The 15,466-nt window shown below is 42.1% G+C and carries 10 protein-coding genes; 7 read left to right on the top strand and 3 right to left on the bottom strand.

The window, feature by feature from the left end; all coding sequences use genetic code 11:
• Positions 1 to 102 precede the first annotated feature (102 nt).
• From MED217_RS01280 to MED217_RS01270, 3 genes are all read right to left on the bottom strand, one after another.
• Positions 103 to 525, bottom strand: coding sequence for a hypothetical protein (locus MED217_RS01280; RefSeq protein WP_040532491.1), 423 nt, complete (start codon positions 523 to 525; stop codon positions 103 to 105).
• Positions 526 to 703: 178 nt separating this feature from the next.
• Entirely contained in the window at positions 704 to 1,624 is a 921-nt protein-coding gene (locus MED217_RS01275) for a glycerophosphodiester phosphodiesterase family protein (RefSeq protein WP_009778657.1), read from the bottom strand.
• Positions 1,625 to 1,786: 162 nt separating this feature from the next.
• Positions 1,787 to 2,626, bottom strand: a complete 840-nt coding sequence (locus tag MED217_RS01270) for an SdiA-regulated domain-containing protein (protein WP_009778656.1) — start codon at positions 2,624 to 2,626, stop codon at positions 1,787 to 1,789.
• A 282-nt stretch (positions 2,627 to 2,908) separates the two neighbouring features.
• Here MED217_RS01270 and MED217_RS01265 point away from each other — a divergent pair, with 282 nt between their 5' ends.
• From MED217_RS01265 to MED217_RS01235, 7 genes are all read left to right on the top strand, one after another.
• Positions 2,909 to 4,120, top strand: a complete 1,212-nt coding sequence (locus MED217_RS01265; RefSeq protein ID WP_009778654.1) for an MFS transporter — start codon at positions 2,909 to 2,911, stop codon at positions 4,118 to 4,120.
• Between the two features lie 242 nt (positions 4,121 to 4,362).
• Positions 4,363 to 7,104: a helix-turn-helix and ligand-binding sensor domain-containing protein gene (locus MED217_RS01260; protein ID WP_154648886.1), complete on the top strand. Its 2,742-nt coding sequence runs from the start codon at positions 4,363 to 4,365 to the stop codon at positions 7,102 to 7,104.
• A 224-nt stretch (positions 7,105 to 7,328) separates the two neighbouring features.
• On the top strand, positions 7,329 to 10,439 hold the full coding sequence (locus tag MED217_RS01255; protein ID WP_009778652.1) for a SusC/RagA family TonB-linked outer membrane protein: 3,111 nt from the start codon (positions 7,329 to 7,331) through the stop codon (positions 10,437 to 10,439).
• 13 nt (positions 10,440 to 10,452) lie between these two features.
• A complete protein-coding gene (locus MED217_RS01250) occupies positions 10,453 to 11,874 on the top strand; it encodes a RagB/SusD family nutrient uptake outer membrane protein (RefSeq protein WP_009778651.1) in 1,422 nt (473 codons plus the stop codon).
• An 18-nt stretch (positions 11,875 to 11,892) separates the two neighbouring features.
• Positions 11,893 to 13,266, top strand: coding sequence for a glucoamylase family protein (locus MED217_RS01245; protein WP_009778650.1), 1,374 nt, complete (start codon positions 11,893 to 11,895; stop codon positions 13,264 to 13,266).
• The gene (locus MED217_RS01240) at positions 13,253 to 14,659 is read left to right on the top strand and encodes a glucoamylase family protein (RefSeq protein WP_040532489.1); all 1,407 of its coding nucleotides are present in this window, start codon (positions 13,253 to 13,255) and stop codon (positions 14,657 to 14,659) included. Before MED217_RS01245 ends, MED217_RS01240 begins: the two co-directional genes overlap by 14 nt.
• 1 nt (position 14,660) lies before the next feature.
• The gene (locus tag MED217_RS01235; RefSeq protein ID WP_009778648.1) at positions 14,661 to 15,437 is read left to right on the top strand and encodes a carboxylesterase family protein; all 777 of its coding nucleotides are present in this window, start codon (positions 14,661 to 14,663) and stop codon (positions 15,435 to 15,437) included.
• The last annotated feature ends 29 nt before the right edge of the window (positions 15,438 to 15,466 follow it).

Below are 15,466 nucleotides of genomic sequence, written 5' to 3'. Positions count from 1 at the left end.
AAAGGCAACAAAATCGCATTGCACAACTTTATAGCTACGGCACCTCAACGTGAACCTGAATGCTATTGCATCAGGTTTTAAAAAATGTGATTTGAGCTATTCTTAAACTTCGGGAGGCGGTACCGGTTGCAATACAGGCAAAGCGTTGTGTATTGCTGTCCTACGATCAAATTGACGTTTTATGAAGTGTTGCACAACCACAGGGGATGCTACCGCATATTCAAAGCGCAGGTGCTTATCCACCTTTTTGGGAGTAGGCTTTTCTTTTTCTTGTTCCTTTTTGAGATCGTCTTCAAAAGGCTCGAGTACTTGCTTGATGTATTCTAAAGTGCGATGATCGTGACCGGCCTCGGCAAGGAGTTCTTCGGCAGAAAAAAAATCGTGTTGATGTTCGCTTTGCGTGATGTGATCAAACTCGTGTTCCAGGTCGTGAGCGGCCTCTAACACGAATTGATGCAGTGGCGCCAAAATATAGAGTAAGGCCAGCAGGGCTGTACCACAGCTAAGCAAAATTGATCTAAGCATACTCTTGTTCATAAACCTTAGGCAAACGCCGACAAAGCTAAAACCCTTAGTGCGATTTATCTTAGGAAACCTATTAATTTTTAGAGCGGCTTTAATGCCATAAACTACCTAAAGCATCATGTTTAAAATCACTGATTAACCCGTCGTTACAACTACTACTGAAAACTTGAGACCTTCTTTATTTTAATTTTTCAAGCACACGCTCGGGATAATCGGTGATGATGGCATCTACTTTAAGCGCAATTACCGCATCAATATCTTCCGGTTCGTTGACCGTCCACGGAATGACTTTTAAACCGTCTTTATGAATTTGCGCGACTTCAGCAGTATCTAGTAATTTAAAGTACGGACTGTAGATCTCAGGTTGAAAACTCAGCTTGGTTTTGTTTTCGGCATAGGTGTTTTCACCAACCAAATACGCCAGTTCGATCTCAGGATACTTGGTATGTACCACTTCTAATATCGCCGGATCAAAAGACTGAAGATTGATGTGTTCTTCCATCTGTTTTTCCTGAATTACGCCCATCACCAGATCTACAAAAGCTTCTGGTTGGGGTTGAAACACATCGTATTCTTCAGGTACTGATTTGATCTCGATGTTGAACTTTACGGGTTTCAACCCTTCCTCCTTAATGCTTGCAGCAACCGTATCAAAAACTTCGCTCAGTAAAGGTTTGTAGGTTTTCATTTTTTGCTGCTGTGAAAAGCGCACATTTCCTTTAGAACCGCCGTCAAACTGTTTGATCTCGGCGTAGTCCATTTGGTACAGGTTATATTCCTTTTCCTTATCCTGCGGAATCGAATCCCCTTCCGGCGTGAGCATATACAAAGGAAGCATCACCGGCTCATGACTTACCACCACCTGCTGATCTTTAGAGATCACCACATCCAATTCTAATACATCAACGCCTTTGCGCAAGGCGCCTAAAAACGCAGGTATCGAATTCTCCGGTAAATTACCGCGTTCGCCTCTGTGCCCCTGCACCTGAATATTTAAACGATCTTTTTGTGGTGTATGCATCACTTTTGATTCTTCAGATTTTGATTTGCAGCTGAACAAAGTCGCTACTACAAGACCTGCTAAAAGTAAGGTTTTCATAAGCGCTAAGGTAATTGTTATTTGGGATTACGAGCAAAATGTTCCCTTCGGTGCTTTGCCTTCGAGAATCCTTCCAAAAAAACAATAAAGCCTTAAGCTATGCTACTTCTACAGGTTAGCATTGGGTTAAGAATTGTAAAGGCAATTTAAAGTCAAACCTACCTACTCTATTTCAACTTCATGGATATTGGGAGTCCCGCCGCTGGCTTCATTCGAAATAAACAAACGACCTTCCGGACTAAAAGTGATGCCTTCAGGTTGCGCAAAATCATCTTCATCCAACTCGTAAACCTTTTTGATGGCGTAGGTTGTATCGAGAATAATAAGTTTAGGATTCACCCCTTCTAAAATATACAGTTCTCCGGTTTTAGGATGAACCGCCAGATCTGAAGGTCTAAACGTACGATAGCTTTTATGCTTCTCAAACTTTTTAAACGCCTTGTCTTTCATCGCAATCGGAGCGACCAAGTCGGGCAACATCATATGCTTTTTAAGATCAAATGCATAAATCCCTTTGATATCTTCGTCGTTGGGATCCAAATCTTTTGGTGCAAAAAGCAAGCGATGGTTTTTGGGGTCAACCGCCAGGGTTTCAATATTATTTTTGTGTGACATCGCTGACTGATAGGTTTTAGTCTCTGGATGCGTTGCTGCATAATCAAGCACTTCAAACAGCAAGCCGTCACTGCGCATTACATAAGCATCTTTACCCACCACGGCAACACCTTCATAATCGCCATCATCGCCAAATTCAATAATGCGTTCGATGCGCTTTTCGGCTAGATCATAGATATAGATCAAACCAGACTCATCTTCTATTGCTGCCAGTTTTTGATCTCCAATCCAAGAAAGTCCGGACACCTCCTCAAGCGCATCAGGAAGTTCCCAGGTCGTTATGATATGGACCGGATTCTTTTTTTTGAAATACTGGTCATTATTTCCCACAAAAGCGTGCAGAATTATAATCGCGATCAAGGTACTTGTGTTAAGAAAGTTGGTCATAAAACAATTTTATTAAGAAGGGAGAAAGCGATCTGGTTACCACTTTTCCTAGGTAAAGTTCGTAAGCTTAGCTCTCAATTCTCTTAAAAGGGTGCAAATCTTAAACCTGCATCCTTAGAATTATAAAAACAAGGGTATTTATGGCCATTGCTAACAAGATTGACAAGATGTGTGGTAATTATTTCATTTTTGATAAAAATCTTAAAACGAATGCGTTAAAGCTTTAGCGGCACTACACTCTTGTTTAGATTTGTAATCCGAAGTTAATCAGAACGAATATTTGTGAAAAGCCTCGCTTATTTTTTACGACATAACTTCAAGACGGTTAGTTTTGGCTGGGTGCTCACCTTTCTGTCCAGTTTTGGGCAAACCTTCTTGATCTCGCTCTACGTTCCTGAGATCATCAAAACCTTTTCTATTTCTGAAGGAACCTTTGGAAGCATTTACGCTTTGGGCACTGTGATCGCCTCTGTAGTGCTGATCACCGTAGGGCATACCATAGATCACAAACCGGTAAAGCTTGTGGTTTTTTTCAATTTCCTGGGGTTGATCCTCTCGTGTTTACTGCTTAGTTTTTCTACGTATCACATCAGTTTACTTATTCTAGCAATGATAGGCTTGCGCCTGACCGGTCAAGGGATGTTGAGCCATATCAGTCAGACGGTGATGTCCCGCTATTATGGCCCTAACCGGGGTAAAGCTTTAAGCGTTGCTGCTTTAGGATTCCCGATGGGAGAGGCTATTTTTCCTATTTGTATCACCACGCTTATCGTGACCTATGGTTTTGAAGTTGCGGCCCAAGCCAGTGCGGGATTTTTGATCTTATACCTGTTTTTACTCTCCTTTAGAGATTTGAGCTACTTTGACCAGGAGAGCCAAGTGGCTGAAAAACCTTCGTTAAAACTACTCGCTAAAGATTTTGGCGGACTCATCAAAGACCGGCGTTTTGGGATATTGATGCCTTCTACATTTATGCTGAGTTTTACTTCAACCGCGGTATTTCTATACCAATATACCTTTGTTGAAGAAAAAGGATGGTCGGTTTCTCTGTATGCCGCGTTTTTTACTGGTTATGCGATCACACGCTTTGTGATGTCAGTCATAGGCGGACTATGGGTAGACAAGTTTACTGCCAAAAAGCTCTATCGCTTTTTTTTAATTCCACAGGCTTTGGGATTATTGCCATTTGCGTTTATGGATAGCATTCTGGGAGCCTTGATCTTTTTAATTATGACCGGAATAACCACCGGAGTCGCAGGTACTGTAAAATCTGCTGTTTTAGCTGAAGTTTACGGAACTCAAAAACTAGGAGCGGTGAATAGCTTATTCTCCATGTCGATGATCCTGAGCACCGCAGCGGCACCCCTATTGATCGGTTTTTTGATCGACCAAGGCGTAGCTTTTCCGTACTTAATCCTTACGCTTTTTGGTTTATTACTTCTTGCTATTCTCAATTCGCAACGCCTGGGTAGTGTTCCTCCGGCAACCGCATAGATCGATCAAGGACCTCCAGACAAGCTTTGCCGTATTAAAGCCTTTGGCGATGCCATTAAAGAAGCGCTAAAAAGTGTACCACGTTTTTACATTTTAATAATTTTACCATCTGATACTGAAATTGGTGATTGCACTACGTACACGTGTTGTGTCGAAAATAACCCCTCAGGCATATTTAAAATACCTAAGCGTAGTTCTAAAATCAATCGATATCGTTATCCTTCAGTCTTTAAAAAATGCTTTTGAAACAACTACATAAATTCGCTTTACTCCTTGCTTTAGTTTTACTGAACAATGCCGGTTTTGCTCAAAATTTTCTTCCGCCGGTAACCAATTACAGCAGTAAAACCTATAATGCTGCAAGTCAAAACTGGGGGCTCAGCACCGACGACAACGGTACACTTTACGCCGCTAATAATGAGGGTTTACTCCGCTTTGACGGACAACGCTGGGAGGTGTTTACCTTGCCTAATAAAACAGCCATTCGCTCGGTCTTTTGCGTTAATGACCGCATTTACACCGGCTCCTATGAAGAATTTGGTTATTGGACCGAGGACGCTTATGGCAGCCTCCAATACACTTCTTTATCTAATCTTATAACGACCAGCTTTGCTAATGAAGAGTTTTGGCAAATCACGCTGTGGCAAGGCGCTGTAGTTTTTCGGTCGTTTGGTAATCTGTATTTATACAACGGTAACAGCATCACGACCCACAAACCTAAAACCATCATCACAGCGCTTCATATTGAAGAAAATCGCTTGTTTATAGGCTCTAATTATGGGGAGATTTTTGAATTTACAGACGATACTTTTAGTTCCTTTGCAGAAAATACACTCAACGAAAGCTCCATAATCGAGTTGAGCACCTATGAAGAAGCGCTGCTCGCCGGAACACGCCGCCAGGGTATTTTTGCGCTCCAAAACGGAACCTTCACTTCTTGGGGTACGCCCGAATTAAAAGCCTTTTTAGAAGTAAATGAACTCAATAAAATTCAACCGGTTTCTGAAGAACTGGTGATCATTGGTACGGTTAAAGGCGGGATACTCTATTACAATCCCAAAACAGGTTCTTTAAAGAATCATTTTAGGCAAAATGGTTTGCAAAACAATACCGTGCTCTCCCTTCACAGAGACGAACAAAAAGTGTGGATAGGTCTCGACAATGGGATCGATGTGGTGTTACCCGATACGCCTATTCAATACCTTCTGGACAATACGGGGCAACTGGGAGCGGTCTATGATCTCGCGACATTTAAAGGAAGTTTATACGCGGGAAGTAACACTGGATTGCATAAAGTCACTCAGGAGGGAATCTTTTTTATTCCCGGCTCTCAAGGGCAGGTATGGAGCCTGACTAAGGTTGAAGATCGCCTGTTTGTAAACCATAATCTTGGTTTGTTTGAACTTAAGAATGATGCCTTAACACTGATTTCTGGCATATCAGGAAGCTATAGCCTTACCGCAATTCCGCAGACTAACTCTTTCTTTAACAACACCTATAACGGCATCAAACAATACGACCTCCAAGCCAACGGACTATCCAATCAAGCGCTGTTTGATGGCGGTGGTGCACCGGTAGAAAATGTGATTTTTGAAGATCAAAACTACTTTTGGGCTTCACATCCTTACAAAGGTTTTTACAGAGCACAACTCAACCTCAACGAGCAACGTATTGAAACTAAAGAACAGTATACGGAGCACGAAGCACTTGCAGCCTATAAGACGGAAATTCACAAAGTGGAAGGTGAAATTGCATTTTATAATGCCGGAAGCTGGTACCGCTACAACAGCATTAGCGATGACCTTGAAGAATTTACTGATTTAAAACCTTATACCTCGTATGCCTTACTCAGCAATCAAGACAATAGTTACTGGTTTAAAAACCGTAATGGTAACGGACTGATTTATACCGACTTTAAAAGCGACAGCATTTTTATTGATGAACCTCTGCTTGAAGCGCGCATCATTAAGAATTATGAGAAAATCATCAAGCGTAACGATAGTATTTTCTACATCACGCTTAACGAAGGATTTGCAAAGCTCAATTTATCCCAATTGCAACGCAACAATACCGTGCTAGAACTGAGTCAGCCTTTACTCAATGGCTTCACAACTAAGCAAGAGTCACTTGCCTTGTCCGGTCCCTTTGAGATCCCTTACAAAGAAGCTGCACAGATCGAACTTGCGATCGCAGCACCGCAACTGCATAATCCTAAATTTTATTACACACTTTCTAACGGTTTGAAAGGCCAATCAGACGGTAGCTTGAGTTTTCAAAATTTACAGGCAGGAAACTACACCTTAAAGATTTGGCCTGAACTTGATGGCACACGCGGCGAGCAACCACTAGTGGTCAGTTTCCTGATCAAACGGCCTTGGTTCTTATCAAACCTTATGATCGTGATTTATGTATTGCTGCTATTTGGTGTCGTTTTTATCGTAGCCTTTATCAACAAGCGTAAGCTCAACAAGCATCGCAAAGAACTCGAAGAACGCCTGATCAAAGAACAGGAACGCAAGAACCAAATCGCTGAGCGCAACTCCTTACTCGAAGAAATAAACACCAAGCGTAAAGAACTTGCTAATACCACCTATCTGGCTGCAAAACGCAATAGTAGTTTGATAGATATAAAAAATGATCTGGAAGCTGTAAAGGATAAAAGTGACAATCAGAAGAAAGTGAATTCTATTCAAAATAAGATCAATCATATCATTGATGCAAAAGACAATTGGAAAGTATTTGAGACTACGTTCAAAGAAATTAATAATGATTTCTTTCAGCAATTATTAGAAGACCACCCTACGTTGAGTTCGAAGGATCTAAAACTATGTGCGTATTTAAAAATGAATTTAAGCACTAAAGAAATCGCTCCGTTGATGGCAATTTCTGTTCGTGGAGTAGAGATTCACCGTTACCGATTACGTAAAAAACTAGACTTGAAGAGTGGTAAGAATTTATCAAAATATCTTATTAAAAATTATTAAATTCTCATACTTCAATAATCAATTTTAGTGATTTATACTTTCTCATTACTACATCAAAGGCTTTTACGAAAACGTTATAACTCAAAATATCAAACCACAAACTACTGTTTTACAGCTCATTGTTACTTTTTAACAGTTTGATGTATTTGTTATGTACCTATATTAACTTATTGTGATGCTATATTCACCCAAAATTCACATAAAACAAACTCAAACTTTAGTGTATGAAACTTAAAATAACCCTTCTGTTTCTTTTGTCGCTGATCACCTTAGGAGTGCAAGCGCAGGAGACAAAAACAGTTACCGGTACAGTACGCGATACCCGTGATGTACCGCTTCCGGGAGCAGAACTAAAAGTCGTTGACAAAAACGAATATGCTGTTACCGATTTTGACGGAAACTACTCCTTAGAAGTTGTCGTAGGAGATCAAGTACGCATCACGTATTTAGGATTCCAGACGCAAACGTTTTCTATTACTAATGACGATGTATATAACATCGCGTTGCAAGATGAGTCTAGCGAATTAGACGAAGTTGTGGTAGTAGGTTATGGTAACCAGAAAAAATCTGATATCACCGGTGCGATCGTTTCTGTTGATAACGAAGAGATTACCAAGCAGCCCGCTACTTCCGCATTAACCTCTGTTCAAGGTAAAGTTGCCGGTGTAAATATTATCGCAAACGATGCACCCGGTTCTACGCCTACGGTTTTGATGCGTGGTTTAGGTACTGCAGAAGGTGGTAGATCGCCGCTTTATATTGTAGACGGTCAACCTTTATCTGACATCACAAGCATCAACCCTAACGATATCGAGTCTATCGACTTCCTTAAGGGTGCTTCTTATGCTAACATTTACGGGATACGTGCAGCAAACGGGGTTATTTTGATTACTACTAAACGAGGTAAACAAGGCAAAACCACGTTTAACTTTGAGTCGTATTACGGTGCAAAAACCATTTTGAATCCGGTAAAAATGGCAAATGCAGCACAGTACACGCAATACTTTAATGAAGAAAGTGCTGCAAACGGTGGTTTCTTGCTTCAGCAAAACCAGCGTTACGATACAGATTGGTATGACGAACTCTTACAAACCGGTACGATCAACAACAATAGTTTTTCGGTTTCCGGAGCGGGAGAAAGCATCGACTATTTCTTAAGCTACAACCTGTATCAGGAAAAAGGTATTTTAGAAGGTCAGCAATACAATCGTGGTACGATACGCAGTAACAACACCTATCACCTGTTCAATGACCGTCTTCGTTTTGTACAAAACTTAAACGTGGCGTATACTAACGAAACACCAAAACCCTTTGGAGCTTTCAGTACGGCATATCGCCAGTCTCCTTTGGTTCCTGTACGTTATGACAATGGGCTTTTTGGGCAATCTTTTGTTAATCAAACTACCGGAGTTGTAGATTTTAACACACAACCGGGAGAAACTCTAGGTCGTTTAAATTCACACGGAAACCCGGTTTCTCAAGTATATTATCAAGATCAGCAGATCAATACAACCAGTCTTCAGGGACAAATTGCTGCAGAACTTGACATTACAGATGATTTAATGTTGACTACCCGTTTTGGTGCGACAAAATATTATGCAACCAGCAAGAGCTTTACAGATATTAGAAGTCAGTGGTTAAATGCCGACCCTAACCGAACCGAAGCATTTTTTGATGCACAACGTGTGCCTAATGACGATGGTGTGGTTTCTACAGAATATGCAAACAACTCTTACACGATTAGACGTACAGAATCTTATCGTTGGAATATTGAAAGTTTCCTTACCTATGACAAGTCTTTTGACAAGCACAACTTGAGCGCAACCGTAGGAATCAGCCGTGAGAACTATCAAGGTGGAGAATTTACAGAGTCTCAGGCTTACGATGTAGAGGCTGATCCTAATCTGCGTAATTTCAACTTGAGAACAAGCCAGTTGTTTAATGACAACGTAGATGGCGATACGTATCAAAGCACCAATCTACAATCTTATTTTGGTCGTGTAGAATACAACTACGATCAGCGCTACTATGTACGTGCAGTATTAAGACGTGATGGTACTAGTGATTTTGCTACCGGAGACAACAACTTCTTTGGGTACTTCCCGGCGGTAAGTTTAGGTTGGACGATGACTAACGAAGCTTTTATGGAAGACAACGGCGTGTTAGACAACCTGAAATTGTTTGCAGGTTGGGGTAAATTGGGTAACCAGGCGATTCCATTTAACGTGCAGTCGATCAACGCAGGATCAGGAAGCCGAAACACCAACTATGTATTTGGACCTACTCAAAGCTTAATTGTAGGTGCTGCTTTAGGAACACCGGCAATCCCACTTTCTTGGGAGGTGACTGAAGAATTTGAAGCTGGTTTTGACTTTGCTTTATTCAACAGAAAACTTTCAGGTACGATCGATTACTATAGCCGTTTAAATACTAACGCTATTTTAAATGTGCGTCCGTTATTAAACTCAGAATTCAGCAGCAACTTCTTTGATGAAGCTGCAGAGATCTCAAACTCAGGTTTTGAATTCTTAGTTAACTGGAGAGATCAGATAGGTTCTGACTTTACATATAACATTGGTGTTAACCTTTCTACAAATAAAAACCGCGTACAAAATGTGAGACCTGCTTATGACGGTGCCATTGGTGGTAGTTTAGGTAACGGTCGTATCACAAAACGTCTTGCTGAAGGCCAGCCTATTTTTGCCTGGTGGATGTATGAAGCAGACGGCGTATGGCAAACACAAGAAGAGATCGACAACAACACTTCTTTAGGTAGTGCTGCTCCAGGTCACTTGCGTTATGTAGATCAAAATGATGATGGTGTTATTGATGACCGTGATAAAAAATATTTCGGTTCTTATATTCCTACGTATAACTACGGGATCAATATAGGTGCTAACTACAAAAACTTTGACTTAAGTGTTTCTGGTTTTGGTGTAGGCGGTAACAAGGTTTATAACGGACTTTACAGCACAAGACTAGGTGGAGAAAATATTTCTGAAGACATCTTTAACAAAAGATGGACAGGACCAGGCTCTACTAACGTGAATCCCGGAGCAGATCGTGATGTTGAAGCTTCTTCGTATTACCTAGAAGATGGTTCTTACTTTAGAATCAACAACATTACCGTAGGATACACATTACCTGAAATCTCTTCATTTGTAAGCAGTGCACGCGTGTATGTAACGCTTCAAAACCCATTTATGTTTACAGATTATTCAGGATTTACTCCAGAACTAAATCAAAATGGAGACCCTACAAATACAACGGGTATCGAGCTTTCAGCATATCCTAACACTCGTTCGTTCATTGTTGGAGCAAACTTCAAATTATAAAAAACAAAGCACTATGAAATTTATATATAAAACACTCGTATTAAGCCTTTTTACCGGGCTTGTCTTTAGCAGTTGTGATGACTTTGTTGAAGATGTAGATATTGTAGATCCTGTCGCCGAAGATGGTGAAGACTATTTACCGGTTGAATTTCTTACTTCAGTATATGGGATGCATACCGATTTCTCTTATGCATTCTCTTACCTGGGAATCACCGAAATCATTTCTGACAATTCAGATAAAGGAAGTTCGCCTACCGATTCTGGGGCAGACAAGCGCGTATTAGACGATTTGACTTTTACTTCTTCGTCTGGTTCGGTAACTGCAATGTGGACGCAGTGGTATAAAACTGTGGGGCGCGCATCTCAAGCTATTGATATCGCGCAAAACTATGAAGGGCAAACTCAGGTTCCTAGCTCTAGAGTTGTAGGAGAAGCTAAATTTTTAAGAGCGCTGAACTATTTCTGGTTAGTACGTTCGTTTGGAGCAATTCCTATTCAGGAAATTGACCTTGTAGAGCGTGCACCGGTTGACGAAGTATACGCGTATATCGAGCAAGATTTATTGGATGCGATTGACGCGCTTCCCTTAAAAAATGACTACGCGACCGAAGATTTAGGTCGTGCAACCAGAGGTGCTGCTCAGGGTTTATTGGCTAAGGTGTATTTATACCAAGAACGCTGGCAAGATGCCGCAGATATGGCAAACAATGTGATCACGTCTAACCAATACAGTCTTGATCCTGATTATGCGAATATCTGGAGAGAAACCGGTGAAAACGGTCCTGGTTCTTTATTTGAAATCCAAGCGCGTGGAGAAATTCCTCAGCACGGAGTGCAACAATATTCTCAAACCCAAGGTGCCCGTGGTACCGGTGGTTGGGGATGGGGTTTCAACACACCTTCTCAAAATCTAGAAGATGCGTTTAACGCAGCAGGTGATGACATTCGTCGTGATGCAACCATCATTTTTGCCGGCGAGACCCTTTTTGACGGTCGTGAAGTAAATGCCGGTGTAGAAAATCCACGTTATAACGAGAAGGCCTATTCTTCTTCAAATGCAGGTCAAAGTGACGGTGATAAAAACATCAGAGTTTTACGCTACGCGGAAGTACTCCTTATTCGTGCTGAAGCATTAAACGAACTTGGACAAACCAGCGCAGCTTTGGCACCGCTTAACCAAGTAAGAACACGTGTTTCTTTACCGGCTGTAACGTCTACAGATCAAGGAACTGTACGCCAAGCGATCTGGACAGAACGTCGCCTGGAGTTAGCTATGGAGCACGACCGCTGGTTTGATTTAAATCGTACCGGTCAGGCTCAAGCAGCAATGGCAGCAGACGGAAAAACCTTTGTAACCGGAAAACACGAGTTGTTCCCAATTCCAAACAACCAATTGGTTCAAACTCCAGAGATGACTCAGAATCCTGGGTACTAAACACATTAAAGAAGCTTTATGCGTTTTATTTTAATTGTAGTGGTTCTTGCAACACTCGTTGCTTGTAAGAATCAAAATACTGCGGAAGAAAACCGGGAAGTGGCTGCCACCACTTCCCCAGCTTCCACAGAAGAAGACCAACTTCTTGACGAAGTTCAAAAACAGACCATCAGTTACTTTTGGGAAGGTGCCAATACAGATTCAGGCTTAGCGCCAGAGCGTATTCATATGGACGGCATCTACCCTTCTGATGATAAAAATGTGGTCACCATAGGTGGAACCGGTTTTGGCCTAATGGCTCTCGTTGCCGGAGCAGAACGTGGGTTTATCCCAAAGGATTCGGCTTTTGCCCGCTTTCAGAAAATAGTTGATTTTTTAGATAATGCAGATCGTTTTCACGGGGCTTGGCCGCATTGGCTGGACGGCACCACAGGGAAGGTAAAACCTTTCAGTAAAAATGATGATGGTGGAGATCTTGTTGAAACCGCTTTTTTGGTTCAAGGTTTACTTAGCGTTGCAGAATATTATAAAGACGGTTCTGAAGAAGAACAGGCACTCGCAGCGCAAATTCAGCGTATGTGGGAAGAAGTAGAATGGGATTGGTATACACAAGGTGAAGACGTGCTGTACTGGCATTGGTCCCCTAATGTAGGCTGGGAAATGAATTTCCCCGTAGGTGGTTATAACGAAGCTTTGGTAATGTATGTTCTTGCTGCTGCTTCTCCTACCCACCCTATTTCAAAAGAAGTTTATGAAAAGGGTTGGGCTGTTGATGGTCAGATCGCAAAAGATACCACAATGTACGGTTTGCGCACGGTGCTTAACCATTATGAGCATAATGATGATGCTCCGGTAGGCCCTTTATTTTGGGCACATTACAGCTACTTAGGTCTTAACCCAAAAGGCTTGACTGATCAATTTGGTGAATATTGGAAACTGAATGTAAATCACGCAAAAATTCAATATGAGTATGCACTAGATAATCCTAAAGAATTCAAAGGCTACGGTCCTGAGCTTTGGGGAATGACATCTAGTTATTCTATGAAGGGTTATGCGGGTCACCGCCCTGGCAATGACCTCGGTGTGATCTCGCCCACTGCTGCATTATCGTCTATGCCTTACACCCCTAAAGAAAGCAAGGCCTTTTTAGAGCATTTGTACACCGATCTGGATTCTCTTGTAGGAACTTATGGCCCTTACGATGCGTTTAGCCTTGAAGAAGATTGGTATTTGCCGCGCTATCTGGCGATTGATCAAGGACCAATTCCTGTAATGATCGAGAATTACCGCAGCGGATTATTGTGGGATCTGTTTATGAACAATGAAGACGTCCTTAACGGATTGAGAAAATTAGGCTTTTCAAGCCCTTATTTAAAAACTGAAGAAGATTAAGTATTCTATTTACATAGCGCTAACACTAGCACTACTTGGGTGTTCCAGCGACAGCGGCGATGCTGTCGCTGAACTTCCTGAGGAAACTCCCGAAGAAGGCAATGGGGGTGAAAACCCCACACCTGAACCGGAGTTGACCGATGACGAATTATTAGACCTCACTCAAGAAGAAACCTTTAAGTATTTCTGGGATTTTGCTAACGCGGAATCGGGCGGTGCGCGAGAGCGTTACCTTCCTGCTAATCCTAGTCAGGATCAAAATATTGTCACTACCGGCGGAACCGGCTTTGGAATGATGGCGATCTTGTTAGGAATAGAACGTGGCTTTATCTCCAGAACCGAAGGCTTTAACAGACTTACAACGCTCCTTGATTTTCTGGAACACGCAGATCGTTTTCACGGTGCCTGGCCACACTGGCTTAACGGAAGCACCGGTGAAGTGATTCCGTTTTCAGATTTAGATGACGGGGCAGATTTAGTTGAAACTGCATTCCTTGCTCAAGGATTGATCACCGTGGGTGAATATTTTAAATCCGGCTCAAGCGATGAACAAGCCTTAGCTACACAAGCTTTTGATCTAGTTTCCGCAGTAGAATGGAATTGGTTTACGCAAGGCGAAAATGCGCTGTACTGGCATTGGAGCCCCAATAATGACTTTGCGATCAACCTAAAATTACAAGGCTATAACGAGACGCTCATCACCTACATACTAGCTGCAGCTTCAGAAAATTTCAGTATTGAACCTGAAGTTTATAAGGAAGGCTGGGCACAAAATGGAGCTATCGCCTCTTCGGCGAATGCTTTTGGGTATCCCCTTGAAGTGAAACACGCGGGAGCAGAGCAAACCGGTGGCCCACTTTTTTGGGCGCATTATTCTTATTTAGGTTTAAATCCTTTTGGACTTTCTGATGCTTATGTAAATTATGAGACCGCAACGGTAAATCACGCATTAAGCAACTACGCCTATTGCGTTCAAAATCCATTAGGATGGCGCGATTATGGTCAGGATTTGTGGGGATTAACCGCAAGCTACACCCTAAATGCAGACGGAAGTTTAGGCTACAAAGCGCATCGCCCGGGTGATGACACCGGCGTGATTTCACCTACTGCTGCATTGAGTTCGTTCCCGTATACACCCCAAGAATCCATGGCAGCTTTACGCAGTTTTTATGATCTTGAAAACATACTGCTAGGACCTGCCGGCTTTTATGATGCTTTTAGTCCGCAACAAAATTATACCGTAGCCGAAGCCTATCTGGCAATAGATCAAGGCCCAATAATTGTAATGATCGAGAATTACCGCAGTGGCTTGCTTTGGCGTCTCTTTATGCAGAATGAAAGCGTACAAGCCGGGCTAGACAAACTCAATTTTAACTACACCATACCTCAATAATATGAAGACCTTATTTTCCATATTCTTTTTGCTTTTCACCAGTACATTGGCTTTAGCTCAAGACAGTTTTGAACAAGCAGTATATCACAGTGAAGGAGACAGTTTGCAATACCGCATTCAGTATCCTTTGAACTATGATCAAACTAAAAAATACCCTTTGGTTTTGTTCTTGCATGGTGCGGGAGAGCGCGGGTCAGACAACCAATCACAGCTTACACACGGGTCTGCATTGTTTGCAAATCCAGGAATGCGGAATGCTTTTCCAGCGATTGTGATCTTTCCGCAGTGCCCTAAAGATTCATACTGGGCCAATGTAGATGTTGACCGTAGCAATTATCCTATTGGGATCACCTTTCACCCCGATCAAAAACCTACGCCGCATTTAAAAATGGCCGGCGAACTCGTCTCTTCTTTTATTGAAGAAGGAAAAGTAGATACTTCACGCGTGTACATTGCCGGACTCTCCATGGGCGGAATGGGAACCTATGAAATGGTGCAACGCCATCCCGACACCTTTGCTGCTGCGATCGCTATTTGTGGTGCCGGCAGTACAGAACCTGTAAAAAATTATGCTTTAAAAACCCCATTTTGGGTCATTCACGGTGCCGATGATAATGTGGTAAAACCCACTTACAGTTTACAAATGGCAACCGCGATGCTTGAAGCCGGTGCAAAACCGCGTGTTACGGTTTACGAGCACGCCAATCATAACAGTTGGGATCCTGCTTTTGCAGAGCCTGACTTTCTCCAGTGGCTTTTCAGTCATACCAAAAACTAAAATACACACAAAAACAAAATTGCAACCCA

This window comes from Leeuwenhoekiella blandensis MED217, from assembly GCF_000152985.1.
Taxonomy (GTDB): Bacteria; Bacteroidota; Bacteroidia; order Flavobacteriales; family Flavobacteriaceae; genus Leeuwenhoekiella; species Leeuwenhoekiella blandensis.
This window is presented reverse-complemented; position numbering and strand designations above follow the sequence as displayed.

Bases quoted from the DNA above. Each gene is read 5' to 3' on its own strand.
- MED217_RS01280 (WP_040532491.1), bottom strand. From the start codon at position 525: ATGCTTAGATCAATTTTGCTTAGCTGTGGTACAGCCCTGCTGGCCTTA.
- MED217_RS01250 (WP_009778651.1), top strand. From the start codon at position 10,453: ATGAAATTTATATATAAAACACTCGTATTAAGCCTTTTTACCGGGCTT.
- MED217_RS01235 (WP_009778648.1), top strand. From the start codon at position 14,661: ATGAAGACCTTATTTTCCATATTCTTTTTGCTTTTCACCAGTACATTG.
- MED217_RS01245 (WP_009778650.1), top strand. From the start codon at position 11,893: ATGCGTTTTATTTTAATTGTAGTGGTTCTTGCAACACTCGTTGCTTGT.
- MED217_RS01270 (WP_009778656.1), bottom strand. From the start codon at position 2,626: ATGACCAACTTTCTTAACACAAGTACCTTGATCGCGATTATAATTCTG.
- MED217_RS01255 (WP_009778652.1), top strand. From the start codon at position 7,329: ATGAAACTTAAAATAACCCTTCTGTTTCTTTTGTCGCTGATCACCTTA.
- MED217_RS01275 (WP_009778657.1), bottom strand. From the start codon at position 1,624: ATGAAAACCTTACTTTTAGCAGGTCTTGTAGTAGCGACTTTGTTCAGC.